This is a genomic window from Bradyrhizobium sp. ORS 285 (genome assembly GCF_900176205.1).
In the GTDB taxonomy this organism is placed as follows: Bacteria; Pseudomonadota; Alphaproteobacteria; order Rhizobiales; family Xanthobacteraceae; genus Bradyrhizobium.
The window spans coordinates 4,500,491-4,518,265 of record NZ_LT859959.1 but is presented as its reverse complement, the minus strand read 5'-3'; the positions used below and the strand labels follow the sequence as shown (position 1 = coordinate 4,518,265).

At 66.1% G+C, this 17,775-nt stretch carries 13 protein-coding genes; 8 read left to right on the top strand and 5 right to left on the bottom strand.

Annotated features, from left to right (window positions below; genetic code table 11):
* Positions 1-225 precede the first annotated feature (225 nt).
* A complete protein-coding gene (locus BRAD285_RS20470; RefSeq protein WP_035648298.1) occupies positions 226-906 on the top strand; it encodes a response regulator transcription factor in 681 nt (226 codons plus the stop codon).
* Positions 907-958: 52 nt separating this feature from the next.
* Here the strand turns inward: BRAD285_RS20470 and BRAD285_RS20465 are convergent, their stop codons facing one another.
* The gene (locus tag BRAD285_RS20465; RefSeq protein WP_035648295.1) at positions 959-1,327 is read right to left on the bottom strand and encodes a hypothetical protein; all 369 of its coding nucleotides are present in this window, start codon (positions 1,325-1,327) and stop codon (positions 959-961) included.
* A gap of 244 nt (positions 1,328-1,571) precedes the next feature.
* On the opposite strand from BRAD285_RS20465, the gene BRAD285_RS20460 reads away from it, so the two are divergent.
* The 4 genes from BRAD285_RS20460 to BRAD285_RS20440 all read left to right on the top strand — a co-directional run bounded on the left by BRAD285_RS20460 (position 1,572) and on the right by BRAD285_RS20440 (position 9,863).
* Positions 1,572-3,032, top strand: coding sequence for an ATP-binding protein (locus BRAD285_RS20460; protein ID WP_006614530.1), 1,461 nt, complete (start codon positions 1,572-1,574; stop codon positions 3,030-3,032).
* A complete protein-coding gene (locus BRAD285_RS20455) occupies positions 3,029-5,986 on the top strand; it encodes a bifunctional [glutamine synthetase] adenylyltransferase/[glutamine synthetase]-adenylyl-L-tyrosine phosphorylase (RefSeq protein WP_006614529.1) in 2,958 nt (985 codons plus the stop codon). Before BRAD285_RS20460 ends, BRAD285_RS20455 begins: the two co-directional genes overlap by 4 nt.
* Before the next feature lie 1,124 nt (positions 5,987-7,110).
* A complete protein-coding gene (locus BRAD285_RS20445; protein ID WP_006614528.1) occupies positions 7,111-8,454 on the top strand; it encodes a carbohydrate porin in 1,344 nt (447 codons plus the stop codon).
* A gap of 209 nt (positions 8,455-8,663) precedes the next feature.
* On the top strand, positions 8,664-9,863 hold the full coding sequence (locus BRAD285_RS20440; protein WP_006614527.1) for an adenylate/guanylate cyclase domain-containing protein: 1,200 nt from the start codon (positions 8,664-8,666) through the stop codon (positions 9,861-9,863).
* Positions 9,864-10,059: 196 nt separating this feature from the next.
* Here the strand turns inward: BRAD285_RS20440 and BRAD285_RS20435 are convergent, their stop codons facing one another.
* The 3 genes from BRAD285_RS20435 to BRAD285_RS20425 form a co-directional block, all read right to left on the bottom strand.
* Positions 10,060-10,584 (bottom strand): hypothetical protein, encoded by a 525-nt coding sequence (locus BRAD285_RS20435; RefSeq protein WP_006614526.1) that lies wholly within the window; start codon positions 10,582-10,584, stop codon positions 10,060-10,062.
* Between the two features lie 180 nt (positions 10,585-10,764).
* The gene (locus tag BRAD285_RS20430; protein WP_006614525.1) at positions 10,765-11,769 is read right to left on the bottom strand and encodes a hypothetical protein; all 1,005 of its coding nucleotides are present in this window, start codon (positions 11,767-11,769) and stop codon (positions 10,765-10,767) included.
* A gap of 17 nt (positions 11,770-11,786) precedes the next feature.
* Positions 11,787-12,074, bottom strand: coding sequence for a DUF3303 domain-containing protein (locus BRAD285_RS20425; protein WP_006614524.1), 288 nt, complete (start codon positions 12,072-12,074; stop codon positions 11,787-11,789).
* Between the two features lie 178 nt (positions 12,075-12,252).
* Here BRAD285_RS20425 and BRAD285_RS20420 point away from each other — a divergent pair, with 178 nt between their 5' ends.
* Positions 12,253-13,161 carry an amino acid ABC transporter substrate-binding protein gene (locus BRAD285_RS20420; RefSeq protein ID WP_006614523.1) on the top strand — a complete coding sequence of 303 codons (909 nt, stop codon included), beginning with the start codon at positions 12,253-12,255 and terminating at the stop codon, positions 13,159-13,161.
* Between the two features lie 412 nt (positions 13,162-13,573).
* On the opposite strand, the gene ilvD is transcribed toward BRAD285_RS20420, so the two are convergent.
* Positions 13,574-15,412, bottom strand: a complete 1,839-nt coding sequence (ilvD, locus tag BRAD285_RS20410; protein WP_006614522.1) for a dihydroxy-acid dehydratase — start codon at positions 15,410-15,412, stop codon at positions 13,574-13,576.
* A gap of 332 nt (positions 15,413-15,744) precedes the next feature.
* On the opposite strand from ilvD, the gene BRAD285_RS20405 reads away from it, so the two are divergent.
* A complete protein-coding gene (locus tag BRAD285_RS20405) occupies positions 15,745-16,101 on the top strand; it encodes a copper resistance CopC family protein (protein WP_006614521.1) in 357 nt (118 codons plus the stop codon).
* A gap of 12 nt (positions 16,102-16,113) precedes the next feature.
* Positions 16,114-17,772, top strand: coding sequence for a copper resistance D family protein (locus BRAD285_RS20400; protein ID WP_006614520.1), 1,659 nt, complete (start codon positions 16,114-16,116; stop codon positions 17,770-17,772).
* Positions 17,773-17,775: the final 3 nt, after the last annotated feature.

Sequence of the window (17,775 nt, the reverse complement as noted above, 5' to 3'; positions counted from 1 at the left end):
CGCGCTGGCGGCTCTTCCTGGGGGCGGGCTTCAAGTCCCGCTCCCTCACACCTTCCGTCAGGAACAATGCCCCCCTCCGTCGGAAGGAACTCGGGCGGTGAGGTCCCCCAGCCTCGCCGCCCACTTTCCTGTCGATCACCCCCGCGCTGACGCCGCCTTGCACGGAAACGGCAGCCGGGCCATGTAGATGGACATCCAACCGTGACCGTCGCCCCCGTTTCCGCAATGCGCCTCCTGATCATCGAAGACGACCGCGAGTCCGCCGACTATCTGGTCAAGGCGTTCCGCGAGGTCGGCCATGTCGCAGACCTCGCCAGTGACGGCGAGGAGGGGCTCGCCATGGCGGAGAGCGGCGATTACGACGTGCTGGTGGTCGACCGCATGCTGCCCAAGCGCGATGGCCTGTCGCTGATCGGCGCGCTGCGCGACAACGGCAACCGCACGCCGGTTTTGATTCTATCCGCGCTCGGCCAGGTCGATGACCGCATCAAGGGCCTGCGCGCCGGCGGCGACGATTATCTGCCGAAGCCCTACGCTTTTGCCGAACTGCTCGCCCGCGTCGAGGTGCTGTCGCGCCGCCATGGCGGGCCGGCCGAGGAGACGACCTACAAGGTCGGCGATCTCGAGCTCGACCGTCTCTCGCATCGCGTCGCGCGCGGCAAGGACGAGCTGACCTTGCAGCCGCGCGAGTTTCGCCTGCTCGAATATCTGATGAAGCATGCGGGACAGGTGGTGACGCGCACCATGCTGCTGGAGAATGTCTGGGACTATCACTTCGATCCGCAGACCAACGTGATCGACGTCCACATCTCGCGGCTGCGCTCCAAGATCGACAAGGGTTTTGACCGGCCCTTGCTCCACACCATCCGCGGCGCGGGGTACATGATCCGTGACGGGCTTCGCTAGATCATGGCGACCGACCACAGGGTCGGCCGCCAGCCTTGCTGATAGGAGCGCCTTAGCTGGCGCGCTTGAGCTGCGCGTCGGCCGTCTCGGACTTGAGCTGCTTGCCGGAGACCATGCCGGCCGCGTCGACCGTGACCTGGATGGACAGGATGCCGCTGCCGCTCACCGGCACCGAGACCTGCTGTCCGGTCTGCACGTTCTGGAAATAGATCGTCCAGTTGTTATCCCAGACCCACCACTCACCGGCCGACGTGAGGAGCGCCTGGTCCTTGAAGTTGGCCGTGACGTCCCAGCCGAAGCCCTGGTCGGCGTTGGGCGCGAAGCCCCAGGCGGCCCAGCCCGTGGACGTGCTGCCGTCCTTGCCGACGTAAGCGACCGGGGCCGCGGATTGATTGTTGATGTCGGCGATCTTGGTCGTCATTTTCAATTCTTCCCTTCTGAAATGATGGTTCGCGACAATGAATGTCCAACGTTTGCGTCGGACGTGAACTTAGTAGACGTTGGCTCCAGCGCCGTCGGTGAGCCCGTTCACAAAGCCGGTGGTCGGCACTTCAAACGTTCGTGAGGCTGGCTATGCACCTTGAGATAGAGAGCGGCGCAGGTGGTCCGGTGAAGCAATTCTCGTCCTCGAAGGCCGTGCGCGGCAGGCCGGCGAGGACGTTTCCGTGACGGCCTTCGGCAAGCTGATCCGCACCACGGCGTTCCGGCTGACGCTGGTCTATCTGTTGTTGTTTGCGCTGTTCGCCGCCTCGCTGCTCGGCTATTTCGCCTGGAACACCCGCCGCCTGATCACCGAGCAGATCTCGACCACGGTGACCGCCGAGATCAGCGAGATGACCGACATCTTCTCGCATCGCGGCCTGCGCGGGCTGGTCTTCAACATCGAGAACCGCGCGCTGCGTCCGGGTGCCAATCTCTATCTGATCACTACGCCGACGGGGCAGGCGATCGCCGGCAATGTCGGCTCGCTCGCGCCTGGCGTGATGGGCTCGTCGGGCTGGTCGGAGACGTTCTATCGAAGGCTCGACGACACCAGCGAGCAGAACCATCGCGCGCTGGTCTATGTCACGCAGCTGTCGAGCGGCTTTCGCTTGTTGATCGGCCGCGACCTCGAGGAGCGCCGGCGGCTGTTCGGCATCGTCGCCAAGGCGGCGCAATGGTCGGTGCTGGTGGTCGTCGTGCTCGGCATCGGCGGCGGCATCTTCGTCGCGCGCCGCGTGCTGCACCGGATCGATGCGATGACCGGCACGACGCGGCGGATCATGGACGGCGATTTGTCCGGCCGCCTGCCGGTCGGGCGCAGCGGCGACGAGCTCGATCGTCTGGCGGAGAACCTCAATGCGATGCTGGAGCGCATCGAGGCGCTGATGACCGGCCTCAAGGAGGTCTCCGACAACATCGCGCATGATCTGAAGACACCGCTGACGCGGCTGCGCAACCGCGCCGAGGAGGCGCTGTCGAAGTCGCGCTCGGAGGAGGAGTATCGCGGCGCGCTGGAGCGCACGATCGAGGAATCCGATGGCCTCATTCGCACCTTCAATGCGCTGCTGATGATCGCGCGGGCGGAGTCGGGGCAGGCGCGGGGCGACATGGTGGAGTTCGATGCCGCCGAGGTTGCCGGCGGCATCCATGAATTGTACGAGCCGCTCGCCGAGGACAACGACATGACCCTGCGCGTCAACGCCGCGGCGGCGCCGGTGCATGGCAATCGCGAGCTGATCAGCCAGGCGCTCGCCAACCTCGTCGAGAACGCGATCAAATACGGCAAGCCGGCCGCGCTGCCGCTCGATGCCCATGCGGCGGCGGCGAGCCGCGAGATCCTGATCGAGGCGCGGCGCGAGGGCGGCCAGGTGCTGCTCAGCGTCACCGACCATGGCGAGGGCATTCCCGAAGCCGAGCGCAAGCACGCCGTCGAGCGGTTCGTGCGGCTGGAGGCGAGCCGGACTTTGCCCGGTTCCGGCCTCGGCCTCAGTCTCGCCTCGGCGGTGGCCACGTTGCATGGCGGCGAGCTCCGGCTCGGCGATGCCAAACCCGGGCTGATCGCGACGCTCGTTCTGCCCGCCGGCGCAGGCGTGCCCGCGAAGCTTGCGGCGCCGACACAGGATGTGCCACAGAAGGCAGCATGACCTCCTCCGCGCCGGGAAACGCGGACGGGCAGAATCTGGCCGGGCGTTTTGTTGCCGGCCCGCATGTCCGTGCGCCCGATAAAGCCGAACACCGTCTGCAAGACTGGCTCGCCGAGCTCGAGCCCTCCCTGGCCGCCTCGCTCGGCGCGCTGCTCGCAGAAGGCTGGCCGCGCACCATCCTGCTCGGCATCGCCGAATCCTCGCCCTATCTCTACGATCTCGTCCGCGCCGACGCGCATCGCCTTGACCGTCTCTTGCGCTGCGAGCCGCAGGCGCATCTCACCGAGCTGATCGCCCGCACCGGCCGCGAGGTGTTCGCCTGTAGCAGCGAAGCGGATGTCATGCGGCTGCTGCGGCAGTTGAAGGCGGAGGCGGCGCTGCTGATCGCGCTGTGCGACATCGGCGGCGTCTGGCCCGTCATGCAGGTGACAGCGGGGCTGACCGACGTTGCCGTCTCCTCGGTGCAGATGGCGCTGCGCTATCTGCTGCGGCAGGAGACCGCGCGCGGCCGGCTCGCTCCTCCCGATGCCGAGCAGCCGGAGCAGGGCAGCGGGCTGTTCGTGCTGGCGATGGGCAAGATGGGCGCGGGCGAGCTGAACTATTCGAGCGACATTGACCTGATCGTGTTCTTCGATCCCGAGGCGAATTCCCTCGCGCGCGACATCGAGCCGCAGCCGTTCTTCGTCCGCGTCACCCAGGCCATGGCGCGGCTGCTGCAGAGCCGCACCGCGGACGGCTATGTGTTCCGCGTCGACCTCCGGCTGCGGCCGGACCCGGCCTCGACGCAGGTGGCGATGTCGACCGAGGCGGCGCTGCATTACTACGAGCGCGAGGGCCGCACCTGGGAACGCGCCGCGATGATCAAGGCCCGCATCTGCGCCGGCGACGTCGCGGCGGGCGAGGCGATGCTGGCCGAGCTGTCGCCGTTCGTCTGGCGCAAGCATCTCGACTTCCAGGCGCTGACCGACGTCCACGATATGAAGCGGCAGATGCAGGTCTATCGCGGCCAGAGCGAGATTGCGGTCGAGGGCCACAACGTCAAGGTCGGGCGCGGCGGCATCCGCGAGATCGAGTTCTTCGCCCAGACCCAGCAGCTGATCGCCGGCGGCCGTCACCCGGAGCTGCGCGTGCGCCCGACCTTGCAGGCGCTCGACGTGCTCACCGCGAGCAAGTGGATCACCGAGCAGGCCCGCGACGAGCTCACCACGGCTTATGAGTTCCTGCGCCGCGTCGAGCACCGGCTGCAGATGATGGCCGACGAGCAGATCCACAGCCTTCCAGACGACGTCGAAGGCGTGAGCCGCTTCGCCTGCTTCTTCGGCTATGACAGTCGCGAGCGCTTTGCGACCGACCTGCTGTTCCACCTCAACATCGTCCAAGGCCACTATGCCCGGCTGTTCGAGGGCGATCCCACCGGCACCGTGAGCCTGCCGCCGGTGAACTACGGCGCCGGTCCCGACGAGCCGCGCCTGATGGAGCATCTCGCCGGCCTCGGCTTCCGCGATCCGGTGATGGTCGCCAAGACGCTGCAGCAATGGCTCGCGGGCGAGTACCGCGTCTTCCGCACCGACACGACGCGCACCGCGTTCAACGAATTCCTGCCGGCGCTGATCGTCGGGCTTGCTCACGCCGACGAGCCCGATCGCGCCGTCGTCGCGTTCGACCGCTTCCTGCAGGCGTTGCAGCTCGGCGGCCGGCTCATCACCCTGCTCGGGCAGAACCGCGATCTCGTCGCGCTCGTAGCCCTCGTGCTCGGCGCAGCCCCCCGTCTCGGGGACATGCTGGCGCGGCAGCCGCGGCTTATGGACGGCCTGATCGATCCGCGCTTCTTCGGCGCGATTCCCGACAAGCGCGAATTGTCGGAACGTCTGGCCACGACCCTGCAGGATGCCGGCACCTATGAGGAGTTTCTCGACCGCCTCCGGCTGTTCGGCCAGGAGAGCCTGTTCCTGATCGGCACGCGCATCCTCTCGGGCACGGTGTCGGCCCAGCAGGCCGGCACGGCGTTCGCCGACGTTGCCGAGGGCATCGCGCACACGGTGCACGGCCTCGTCACCGATCGCTTCGCCGCGCAGCACGGCCGCATCAAGGGCCAGGAGACGGCGATCATCGCCATGGGCCGGCTCGGGGCGCGTGAGATGACCGCGTCGTCGGATCTCGATCTGATCCTGCTCTATGACTTCGACGCCAACGAGCCCGACTCCGACGGCGAGCGGCCGCTGCAGGGCGCGCATTACTTCGCCCGTTTCACACAGCGGCTGATCTCCGCTTTCACCTCGCGCACCAATTACGGCGTGCTCTACGACATCGACATGCGGCTGCGTCCGTCGGGGCGTGCGGGTCCGCTCGCGTCGCACATCGATTCCTTCGCGCATTATCAGGAGCAGGAGGCCTGGACCTGGGAGCACATGGCGCTGACACGCGCGCGCGTGATCTCGGCCTCGCCGGCGTTCCGCGCTCGCATCGAGGAGATCATCCAGACCGCGCTGCGCCGCAGCCGCGATGCCCAGGCGATCGCGCGCGATGTCGCGGACATGCGCCGCGCCATCGCTGCCGAGAAGGGCGAGACCGACCTGTGGGACCTCAAGCACGCCGCCGGCGGCATGGTCGACATCGATTTCGTCGCGCAATATCTGCAACTCGTCCATGCGGCGACGACGCCCGAGATTCTCGACGTCAGCTCGCTGACGGTGCTCGACAATGCCGAACGGCTCGGCGTGTTGGCGCGCGCGGAAGCCGTGATCCTGCGCCAGGCGGCGCGGCTCTATCATGACCTCACGCAGATCCTGCGCCTGTGCGTCAGCGACAAGTTCAAGCCAGACCAGGCCGGCGAGGACCTGTTGCGGGTGCTGGCGCGGGCCGGCGACGCGCCGGATTTCTCGGCGCTGGAGGCGCGCGTGCGCGAGACGCAGAGCGAGGTGCGGCGGGTGTTCACGGCGCTGCTCGAAGGCTGACCGCTGCATCGAAAGCGGCGCTCACTTTCGATGCGTGCGACATCGGCATGCTCCGTCCATCATCTTCAACCGGTCAAACAGCAAAGCACGTCACAACGCATCCGCGGCGCGATCGCGCCCGGAGGATGCGGAAGGCGTCGCCCTCGAACGATGATGAGGGCGCAGGGAATGCCGGGTGAAGGCCTCACCCATGGCCCGCCTGCAGCAAGAAAAGCAGGCGGCAGTCACCACAGGTGCAGCCGATTCGACCCGGCATTCCCTGCGCGATGGTTTTAACGCTTATACGCGATCTCCTCGGTGCACCGGCTTGTTGGCCACCGTGTCGCGACAATGCGCTTGCGCACATTGCGCGGGGGACACCGGCTTCGGGGTGTCAGGACCACGCGACTTCACGTCCGCGAGCACATCATTCGTCCGCGCCGTAAAGCGCGCTGATGCCCTCACGTCCACCGCATTGCCGGCCCAACGTGTCGTGACGACGCGTACGTCCCTCATCCGGACCGGAACGGGGAGAGAATAGACATGATTTGCTGATTTTCGGAAGCCTTTTGTTTTGCGCGATCCTCTTGAAAGCAGCGATGTGACTGAGGCTGATGGCGAATTGAGTGTTTTGGCGCAGGCGACTTCGATAACAGGATGATGGCCGTCGGCCCGCGTCTACGTCGCGAACGCTGCTCGTCGGGCAAATCAACGAGCCTCAGCCAAGGACGTCGAAACTAGGCGCGCCACGACGGCGACTCTCTCCGTTGCCGTTGTCGGCCGGAATCGGAGCGATGGGCGTCAGCATGCCCACACGCAGGGGCTTAAGCCTTGTGGACCTCATGCCTAAGGGTGTGCCGCAATTGCAGGCAACGAATGCCTCGCGCATCAGTGTATATTTCGCAATGCGGTATGTGACACTCATGTCACAGTTACGCATATACCGACTCCAAGATATAATATGACTATTCAAAGGCACCCCAGCGCTTGCTAGGCTGACCGTCCAATCTCAGGTTGACGAATTCGCCCAACAAATGGGCGGCGGCCGGGGTTGAGCCGTGGGGAAGCGCGCGCCGGGACGGAGGCTCTGGGCCGGACGCGTCAGATAACAGCCAGAGCCTGGGGCGCTGCGAGGAGCAGGAAAAATGAGTGGGTTTGTGACGACCGCGCGCATGTGCGGCGCAGGGGTCGCTTTGTCTTGTTTGATGGGGAGTGGGGCTGTCGCGGCAGATCTGCCGATGAAGGCACCCGCACCGGTCCCCTATACCGATGATTTTTGGACGCGGCCGTATCTGTTCGGCGATCTCGGCCGGACCAAGCTGAAGGAGCAGGGCATCTCGCTCGCGCTCACGCTGGGTGACGAAGCTGTCACCAACCTGTCGGGCGGATCGCGCAAGACGTCCGCGAATGCCGGACAATTGTGGTTCGAGGCCAAGTTCGACATGGCCAAGCTCGCCGGCATCCCGGGCGGTCTGATCGGCGTCACGCTGGTCGATCGCTTCGGCAAGAACCTCAACAGCGAAGCCGGCATTCCGGCGTTGATGCTGACCAACGAGGTGTTCGGCCGCGGCAACATCCTGCGCCTCACCGAACTCTACTATCAGCAGAAGCTGTTCGATGATCGCCTCGTGCTGAAGGGCGGCCGGCTGCCGGTCGGTTCGGACTTCTTCTTCGGCCAGTGCGAGTTCATCAACCTGACCTTCTGCGGCGGCCAACCGGGCAACATCCAGGGTGGCTACATCTACAACTGGCCGGTGAGCCAGTGGGCCGGCGTGGCGCACTACAACTTCACCAAGGAATGGAAGCTGTCGGTCGGCGTCTACGATGCCAACCCGAACTACCTGACCACGTCGGATGCCGGCGTCTATCTCGCGCCGGGCATTCCGCGCTCCAATCCGGCTTCGGGCGTGTTGGTGCCGGTCGAGGTGGTGTATGAGCCGAGCGGTCCGCTCAACGGCACCTGGCGCTTCGGCGGCTGGTACGACAGCGCATCGACGATCGATGGCGGTCTCCCCGGCATCATCGGCGCCGTCGCCGGAGGCCCGGGCGTGGGCGACCAGAACCTCAGCAGCTCGCGCGGCCGCTACGGGATCTACGAATCGATCCTGCAGCGCCTGACCGTCGAGGGGCCGAAGGCGCAGGGCTGGTACACCTTCCTCAACACCAGCGTGGCTGATCACCGCACCGCCTATCAGGACTACCAGGTCTCCTGGGGCATCAAGCACACCGGAACCTTCTCGTTCCGGCCGGAGGACGAGGTCGGCTTCGCGGTCGGCACCACTCACGTGAACTCGGCTGCGCTGACGCCGAATGCCGGCGGCAACGAAATTCCGCTGGAGGCCTGGTACGGTTGGCAGGCGACTGGCTGGATGAACCTGAAGTTTGACGCCCAGTACGTCATCAACCCCGGCGGACGCGGCTTCAACGCCGCCGGCGTGAAGACCGGCAACGCCGTGGTCCTCGGCCTGCGCACGGTGGTGCACTTCTGAGGCCTTAGGAGGCTGGAGCGGGCGGATGCGCGTCATCCGCCCGTGACACAAGACGCCAATGATCTGGTCGGCTGGCCAAGGCCGATCGACCGCACCATGAGGATGGACGAAGCCTGCCCATCCGGGCAGCCTGCCAGACCAAGACGTCGATTGACTCTTTCGCACTGCCGCACGACATCTCCCGGACCGACAAGCCGCAGGAGATCGCCATGACCGCAGCAGACGCCCATCACGTCCCCGGCCAGCGCCTCGGCGACGAGGTCGTGGACTGGCTCACCAACGGCACCCGCGACGAGCGCTTCATCGACAACATCTTCGGCCAGATGTGCATCCGGCTGCAGCGGGCCGGCATTCCCGTGATGCGCGCCTCGCTGCATGTCCAGATCAACCATCCGCAATGGCTCGGCGCCCGCATCCTGTGGAGCGACGGCATGGAGGGCGCGGAGATCGCGCGGGTCGATTACGACGTGCGCGAGCGCTCGGAATATATCGGCAGCCCTGCCAGCGAGATCTATGACGGTGCCGACGAGATCCGCGAGAATCTCGCACGCGACCCGAAGCTCGGCCGCCAGCACGCGGTCTATGACGATATGCGTGCCATGGGTCTGACCGACTATGTCGCCTGGCCGATGTATCATACGCTCGGCAAGCGCCACATCGTGACCTTCGCGACCGACCGGCGCGGCGGCTTCCATCAGGAGCATATCGATGCGCTGCTGCGGCTCATGCCGGTGCTGGCGCTGGTCAGCGAGATCCGCATCAAGAACCGGCTGGCGCGCACCTTGCTCGAAACCTATGTCGGGCCGCATGCTGGCGAGATGGTCCTGGCGGGCGCGACGCGCCGCGGCAGCGGCGAGACCGTGCGCGCCGCGATCATGATCTGCGATCTTCGTGACTTCACCAAGATCTCCGACAACTGGCCGCGCGACGACGTGATCGATCTGCTCAACGGCTATTTCGACGCGATGGTCGAGCCGATCACGCAACATGGCGGCGAGATCCTGAAGTTCATCGGCGACGGCCTGCTGGCGATCTTTCCGCTCAGCCAGCCCGGCGCCTGCGAGAACCTGCTGTATGCGGTGACCGGCGCCAGGCAAGCCATGGCGGAGCTGAACACGCGCCATGCGGAGACCGGCCGCGAACCGCTGCGTTACGGCATCGGCATCCATGTCGGCGACGTGATGTACGGCAATATCGGCTCGCGCACGCGGCTGGATTTCACCGTCATCGGACCGGCGGTCAACATGGCCTCGCGCATGGAGGCGCTGACCAAGCAGGTGGGCCGCCCCGTGCTGATGTCCCGCGCTTTTGCCGAGCTCGTCGAAGGACCCTTCGCGCTGGAGCGCGTCGGCGAATTTCCGGTGCGCGGCTTCAGCGACCCGATCGAGCTGTTTGCGTTCGAGGGGTAGGGGTTACGGTGGAGGGTGGGCAAAGCGGCAGCCGACAGGCTGCAGCGTGCCCACCGTTGATCGGAATCGGCATCAGCAAGATGGTGGGCACGGCGCTCTGGCATCCTCTGCGCGGAGATAGCGGAGGAGCGCCTTTGCCCACCCTACGAACTACAAGTGGCGGCTTGGCGTTCGCTGGCGAAACAGCGTCCGCAAGTCATGGACCGGTCTCGGCGGACGCGCCCTCCCAATCGATGACGTACTCGGTGTCGGATGTCGATTTCGCGGTCCACGTGCCGCGCAGATGCGACGTGGCGAGGCCCCGCGTTCCGGCGGTCTGCTCCCAGGTGCCGACGGCCGTCCATTCCTGCTTGCCGTTCACCACGGTGGTGGTCTGCTGGCCGATATAGCTGTCCATCTGCACGCTGCCATCAGGGTATTTGATGTGGTCGTAACCGCGCAGCGTGCCGTTGCCGCGGACGAGATCGTCGAGCTCAAGCATGATGACCTGGCCGCCGTCGAAGCGGGCGGATGCGCCGGAGGCGCGGCCGTCGCATTTCGATCTCAGCAGAATGAGCTCGTGGGCGGGATCGCCTTCCACCCGGTTCTTGTGCTCTTCGTCGGTCTTGCACATGAACCTGCCCCCGACCGGAGCTGCATCAGCGGCGTGTGCCGATGATGCCGACAGCGTCGCAATCAGCACGAGCGCGGGAATGCTCAGGAAATGGATATGAGACGACATTTTGACCTCCTGACGTGAACGGACCGCAAGGGTTGCGACGGCAGAACCGTCATGGTGCGGTCGGCCACGCAGGGGCCACGGCCGGCTAGTCCGGGCCAGCGTCGTGGGACGACCGGCGGAACGGTTGGGACGAGCGCGTGCGGGCAGGGACGGAGGTGAGGGATCGTGCCGTGAGCGGCGCTAGCCAAACTCCCGCTGCAGCCGCAGGAACGCCTCGGTCGGACGGTCATAGCTGACGAGCCTGACGTCGAGGTCGAATCCGGAGGCCAGCAGCAGCGCCCGACGAAGCGCGTCTTCGATCCAGCTGTCTTCATTGCCGAATGCGCCGCCGCCGACGCTGGTGAGCAGGACGATGTTCGAGCCGCTGATGGCGTTGAGTACGGCCGCCCAAATCGTGGCCTCGTAACTGGCCTCCAGGACGAGGCGAGCGAATGGCTCCCAATAGCGGGGCGCGGGCGAGCAGTAGGCGACGGGCAGAGCAGAGCAGAAGGCCTGCGACACCGTCGGCCGCGGCTCGTCCGCGTCGGTCAGCTCGACGTCGGAATGCAGGCCGATCCGAAGCTGTCCGCGCAGCGCATCGATCTCACCCTCATCGCTCGCATCGAGGATGGCCGTGATGGAGTCGAGCCCGCTCCGCGTACACAGGGCATAGCCGTTCGTCATCGCCCAAAGCTCGCCGCCGCGTGGCAGACGGCGTCTCAGAGCGGCCTCGACATCGGCGAGCGCGTCGAGCTGCCGGTGGCGGGTCTGACCTGATTGACCGGGAAGCGGAGCAAAGTAGTTCCGGTAGATCGTCGCGGCACCCGCGGCAATGGCGCAGGCAGGCCCCTGCGTCGGATCGGACTGGTAGATCGTCACGCCGTCTTCCGGCGTTGCGTGGGGACCGATCATCTCCAGCAGATTGAACTGCGAGGCAACCTGGAAGAGGGCGCCGGCAAACTCCGGGACCAGATGAAGCGTGCGGACATCGCCGCTGACGAGGTTCACGCGACGCTTCCCTGGTCTGCGCGGTGACTGCTGTGCTTGTCGCCGAAGCTCCGACAATTTCGGCAGCTCGAGCCGCCCAATGCCGTAGCTCCTCCTATTGACGAGAGATGTCAGGCGTCCGTTCTCGACCTTCAGTTTGGCTCGCGTGGAGGCATAATCGATTTCCTTGAATCCGGTGAGCCTCTCGAACCAATCCACGATTGCTCCTTCCGCGCTCACGCCTGATCGAGATACGGCGCCACCACCTCGCGCGTCTCCGCGCTGGTCACCACGGGCACGATCTCGAACGTCATGCCGGTGTCGCGAGCATTGGCCAGGATCCATTGCTGCAGCAGACGCGCGTCGTCGCATTCCATCAGTTGGAAGCAGCGGTCGAAATTCGGCTCGATCCAGCTGCCGAGATATTTGAGCCCCTCGGGGAAGGTGATGCCGGGGTCGCGGACGCGGCGGTAGACGGGGATCGGATCGCGGTCCTTGAAACGTTCGATGACCATGAACAGCATGCGCGCCTCATCTCGATACGCCCGGTATTATGAGCCAGGCCGCGCCGTCGCGCCAGCCGCAAGGGTGGCAGCGCCGTCGCTGATGTTGCCACAGCCAAACCTGAAGGGACGGGTATAGCCGCCGTGGCCCGCTCCTTGCTTTTGCCGAGTGACCCGCATCCAAAGGCAAGGGAAACGAATGAACAAGGCACGTCTCGTCGCGTATGCTCTGGTCGCAACGGTGCTGGTCGCACCTGCGGTTGCCGAGGAGCTCACCGGGACCTTGCAGAAGGTCAAGGAGACCGGCACGATCACGATCGGCTACCGCGAAACCTCGCTGCCGTTCTCCTACATCGATGACAACCAGAAGCCGCTCGGCTTCGCACTCGACATCTGCGGCCGGATCGTCGACGAGATCAAGACGACGCTGAAGCTCGACAAGCTCGACGTGAAGCTGACGCCGGTGTCGTCGGCGACCCGCATTCCGCTGATGGCCAACGGCACCATCGATCTCGAATGCGCCTCGACCACCAACAATCTCGACCGGCAGCGGCTGGTGTCCTTCTCCCACACTTATTTCCTGACCGCGAACCGCTTCGTCGCCAAGGCGGCGAGCGGCCTGAAGACGATCGACGATCTCAAGGGCAAGACGGTGGCCTCGACATCGGGCACCACCAACATCAAGCAGCTCTACGAGGCCAATACATCTCGCCAGCTCGGCCTGAACATCGTCGCCGCCAAGGACAATGCCGAGGGCTTCCTGATGGTCGAGAACGGCCGCGCCGACGCCTATGTGATGGACGACATCCTGCTCGCCGGGCTCGTCGCCAGCGCCAAGACGCCGTCGGACTACGCGATCTCGACCGACCAGTTCTCGATGCCGGAGCCCTACGGCATCATGCTGCGCAAGGACGATCCCGCCTTCAAGACCGTCGTCGACCGCGCCACGGCGAAGCTCTACACCAGCCCCGAGATCGCGACGCTCTACGCGAAATGGTTCATGGCCCCGGTGCCGCCGAAGGGCGTCAACTTCAACTTCCCGATGACGGCGGTGCTGCAGAAGGCCTTCGCGCAGCCGAACGACAGCGGGGATCCGAAGGCGTATTGAGGGGATGAACAGAAGGAAATCTACCAAGCCGTTTGTTAGCTGAGGCTCGATGAATGGCAGCGCAAGCGGTGCGCTCCCTCTCCCCGTTCTTCACGGGGAGAGGGTCGGGGTGAGGGGCAGCCTCAGGGGTGGTGCTGCGATAGAAGGACGCCTTGCGAATCCGATGGAGCTGCGATGAGGCTTCGTCAGTGCCATGCCCCTCACCCGGATTGCTGCGCAATCCAACCTCTCCCCGCAAAGGGCGGGGAGAGGTCGCACTGCCGACGCCTAAGATTACTGCCTCAAGAGAATGAGCTTGCCGTTCATGATGAGCTTCGCATCGCCGACGCGATACGAGGCATCTCCATACGAACGCTGCGCTGCCTCTCCCCGTTCTTCACGGGGAGATGGGTTGGGTGAGGGGCAGCCTCACTTACTTCACGATCCGCACTGCGCCCTTGGCCGCGCTGCTCGCAAAGGCCGCGTAGGCCTTCAGCGCGGTCGAGACCTTGCGGGCGCGAGTCTTTGGCTTCCAGGCCTGGTCGCCCTTGGCCTCCATCGCGGCGCGGCGCTGCGCGAGCTCGGCATCCGACACTGCGAGATGGATGGTGCGATTCGGAATGTCGATCTCGATGCGGTCGCCGTCCTGCACCAGGCCGATCAGGCCGCCTTCGGCGGCCTCAGGCGAGACGTGGCCGATCGAGAGGCCCGAGGTGCCGCCGGAGAAGCGGCCGTCGGTGATCAGCGCACAGGCTTTGCCGAGGCCCTTCGATTTCAGGTAGCTGGTCGGATACAGCATCTCCTGCATGCCGGGGCCGCCGCGCGGGCCTTCATAGATGATGACGACGATGTCGCCTTCCTTGATCTTGTTGGTGAGGATCGCCTCGACCGCGGCGTCCTGGCTCTCCATCACGCGCGCGGGGCCGGAGAATTTCAGGATCGAGGCATCGACGCCGGCGGTCTTCACGATGCAGCCGTCGAGCGCGATGTTGCCAGTCAGCACCGCGAGGCCGCCGTCCTTCGAATAGGCGTGGTCGAGGTCGCGGATGCAGCCCTTCTCGCGGTCGAGATCGAGCTCCTGATAGCGGCGGTCCTGGCTGAACGCGACCTGGGTCGGCACGCCACCCGGTGCGGCCATGTAGAAGTTCTTCACGCTTTCGCTGGACGTCTGGCGGATGTCCCAGCGCTCCAGCGCTGATGCGAGCGAGGCCGAATGCACGCTCGGCAACTCCGTGTGCAGCAGGCCGGCGCGGGCGAGTTCGCCGAGGATGCCCATCACGCCGCCGGCGCGATGCACGTCCTCCATGTGCACGTCGGCCACGGCGGGCGCGACCTTGCACAGGCAGGGCACCTTGCGCGAGAGACGATCGATGTCGGTCATCGTGAACGGGATCTCGCCCTCATGCGCGGCGGCGAGCAGATGCAGCACGGTGTTGGTCGAGCCGCCCATCGCGATGTCCATGCTCATCGCGTTCTCGAATGCCTTGAAGTTGGCGATCGAGCGCGGCAGCACCGAGGCATCGTCCTGCTCGTAGTAGCGGCGGGCGAGATCGACGATCAGATGACCGGCCTCGACGAACAGGCCCTTGCGGTCGGCATGCGTCGCCAGCACCGAGCCGTTGCCGGGCAGCGACAGGCCGAGCGCCTCGGTCAGGCAGTTCATCGAATTGGCCGTGAACATGCCGGAGCAGGAGCCGCAGGTCGGGCAGGCCGAGCGCTCCATCACCTCGACATCGGCGTCAGACACCTTGTCGTCGGCGGCGACGATCATCGCATCGATCAGGTCGACCTTGCGCAGCTTGCCCTGGATGTTGACCTTGCCGGCCTCCATCGGCCCGCCGGAGACGAACACGGCGGGGATGTTGAGCCGCATCGCGGCCATCAGCATGCCGGGCGTGATCTTGTCGCAGTTGGAGATGCAGACCATGGCGTCGGCGCAATGCGCGTTGACCATGTATTCGGTGCTGTCGGCGATCAGCTCGCGCGACGGCAGGCTGTAGAGCATGCCGTCATGTCCCATTGCGATGCCGTCGTCGACCGCGATGGTGTTGAACTCCTTTGCGACGCCGCCGGCCTTCTCGATCTCGCGCGCGACCAGCTGGCCGAGGTCCTTGAGGTGAACGTGGCCGGGCACGAACTGGGTGAAGGAGTTGACGACGGCGATGATCGGCTTGCCGAAATCCTCGTTGGTCATGCCGGTGGCGCGCCACAGGCCGCGGGCGCCGGCCATGTTGCGGCCATGGGTGGAGGTGCGGGAGCGGTAGGCGGGCATGACGGTGTCCTTCGGCGTTCCTCGGGGAGCGGCAATGTTGGTCCGGCGGACGGGGCGGCTGGCCGCGAGGGCCGGACGGGCGGCAAAGATGCCGGAGGCATACAGCGAAGTCCTTGACGATTCGACCCTAAATTTCGCCGCAGCGGGGATGCGGGAGGGGCAGGGCAGGCGGCGGCCGGTGCGCGCAAAACTGGCTGTCCACAGCTCCGCTCACGGCATTGTGGTGAGGTGTGGAACGGGCGGCTGCCATAGATTAGAACGGAATCGTTCTTTTCTGGGCGCAGCTCTTGCTTGCGGGATGCTGTGCATCCTCAGATGTCGGCCATCGTCCCATGCTCGCCCTGCAACTCCGCCTCCTGCTGCCCTTGGCCGTCCTCGCCTTGCCCGGCGCCGCCTCGGCCCACGCCATCATCGTCTCGTCGCAGCCCGCCTCGGGGGCGACCATCGACAAGGACGCGCTCGCGATCCGGCTGCGCTTCAACAGCCGCATCGATCACACCAGGTCGCGGCTGAAGCTGAAGGCGCCGGATGGCGCCGAGCAGGCGCTGACGCCCGCCGCGGATGCGCCGGCCGATGAGATCGACGCGCAGGCGAGGGCGCTCAGCCCCGGCGCCTGGCACCTGCAATGGCAGGTGCTCAGCGTCGACGGCCACATCACCCGCGGCGATATCCCGTTCAACGTGCGCTAGCCGTCGTTCCTCATGGCGCTGTTCCTCGACATCTTCGGCTATCTCTCGGTGGTGCTGCGCGGGCTGACTCTACTGGCGCAGTCGTTTACCATCGGCGGGATCGCGTTCCAGCTCCTGTTGCTGCGGCCGATGCAGGACAATCTGTCAGCCGACGCGCTGGTGGTGGGGAAGCGGGCGCAGCGGTTCCTGCGCCGCAGCGCTTACGGCTGGTTCGCGGTGGTCGCGATCTCGCTGGCCGTCAACATGGCGGCGCTGACCGGCACGCTCGATCTGTCGTTGCGCGAGGCCATTGGCGCGGATTTCGCCCGCTCGGGCCTGGTGGTTGCCGCCTGCGCGCTCGGCATCGCCGCGCTGGCGCGGACCGGCACCTGGGTGAATTGGCGCGCCGCGGCGCTGGTCGGACTGATGGGGCTGGCGCTGGCGATGCAGCTCAATCTGACGCATGCCGCGAGCCGGCTCGACGTGCGCTGGCCGCTGCTCGCGGCGGATTTTCTCCACATGCTCGGCGCCGGAATCTGGATCGGCGGCCTGCCGTATTTCCTGATGGCGCTGAACGGCTGCACGGCGGAGGACGACCAGCGCCGCATCGGCCGCCGCTACTCGCTGATGTCGATGGCCTCGGTGGCGGCGATCGTGCTGGGCGGCACCATCATGGCGGTCGCCTATCTCGGCTCGTTCGAGGCGATCTACGGCACCGCCTATGGCGTGATGGCCTCGGCCAAGGTCGCGATGCTGCTGATGCTGCTCGCGCTCGGCGCCGCCAATTTCTTGGCCGTCGAGCGGCTGCGCCACGGCGATCCCGCAGCACCACTTCTGCGAATGAAGCGCTTCGTCGAGGTCGAACTCGGCATCGGGCTGACGGTGCTGTTGACCGCGGGCTCGCTGACCTCGCTGCCGCCCGGCATCGATCTCAGCCAGGACCGCTTGAGCTGGGCGGAGATCGTCGAGCGCGCCGCGCCGCAATGGCCGCGGCTGACCAGCCCCTCGGTCGATCAGCTCACGGTCTCGCAGCTGCAGGCCAGGATCGACGCCGCCGATGCGCAGCGCGTGACCGCGCCGCAGGCCTGTGTCCCGGGCGAGGGCGTGATCCTGCCGCGCAGCGCCGCCGACATCGCCTGGTCGGAATACAACCACCATTGGGCCGGCATCTTCGTCGTGCTGATCGGCGTGCTCGCATTGATCGAGCGCTTCTCCTGGGGCCGCTGGGCACGGCACTGGCCACTGCTGTTCCTGCTGATGGCGGCGTTCCTGTTCCTGCGCGCCGACGAGATGGCCTGGCCGCTCGGCCCGATCGGCTTCTGGGCGTCGTGGCGCGATCCGGAAGTGGCGCAGCACCGGCTGTTCGTGGTGCTGATCATCCTGTTCGGCCTGTTCGAATGGCGGGTGCGGCTGCGCGGCCAGCAGGCGGGCCGCGCCGCGCTGGTGTTTCCGCTGACGGTGGCCGCCGGCGGCGCGCTGCTGCTGACGCATTCGCACGCCATCGCCAACATCAAGGACCAGCTGCTGATCGAGATGAGCCACACGCCGCTCGCGCTGTGCGGCATCACCGCCGGCTGGGCGCGCTGGCTGGAGCTGCGGATGGACGGCAAGATCAGCCGCGCCGCCGCCTGGGTCTGGCCGGTGGCCTTCGTGCTGGTCGGGCTGATCCTGCTGGACTATCGCGAGGCGTGAGGC

Excerpts from the sequence above, each read along its gene's own strand:
- ilvD (WP_006614522.1), bottom strand. The coding sequence starts at position 15,412 with ATGCCCGCCTACCGCTCCCGCACCTCCACCCATGGCCGCAACATGGCC.
- BRAD285_RS20405 (WP_006614521.1), top strand. The coding sequence starts at position 15,745 with ATGCTCGCCCTGCAACTCCGCCTCCTGCTGCCCTTGGCCGTCCTCGCC.
- BRAD285_RS20400 (WP_006614520.1), top strand. The coding sequence starts at position 16,114 with ATGGCGCTGTTCCTCGACATCTTCGGCTATCTCTCGGTGGTGCTGCGC.
- BRAD285_RS20465 (WP_035648295.1), bottom strand. The coding sequence starts at position 1,327 with ATGACGACCAAGATCGCCGACATCAACAATCAATCCGCGGCCCCGGTC.
- BRAD285_RS20445 (WP_006614528.1), top strand. The coding sequence starts at position 7,111 with ATGAGTGGGTTTGTGACGACCGCGCGCATGTGCGGCGCAGGGGTCGCT.
- BRAD285_RS20420 (WP_006614523.1), top strand. The coding sequence starts at position 12,253 with ATGAACAAGGCACGTCTCGTCGCGTATGCTCTGGTCGCAACGGTGCTG.
- BRAD285_RS20435 (WP_006614526.1), bottom strand. The coding sequence starts at position 10,584 with ATGTCGTCTCATATCCATTTCCTGAGCATTCCCGCGCTCGTGCTGATT.
- BRAD285_RS20425 (WP_006614524.1), bottom strand. The coding sequence starts at position 12,074 with ATGCTGTTCATGGTCATCGAACGTTTCAAGGACCGCGATCCGATCCCC.
- BRAD285_RS20455 (WP_006614529.1), top strand. The coding sequence starts at position 3,029 with ATGACCTCCTCCGCGCCGGGAAACGCGGACGGGCAGAATCTGGCCGGG.
- BRAD285_RS20470 (WP_035648298.1), top strand. The coding sequence starts at position 226 with ATGCGCCTCCTGATCATCGAAGACGACCGCGAGTCCGCCGACTATCTG.
- BRAD285_RS20440 (WP_006614527.1), top strand. The coding sequence starts at position 8,664 with ATGACCGCAGCAGACGCCCATCACGTCCCCGGCCAGCGCCTCGGCGAC.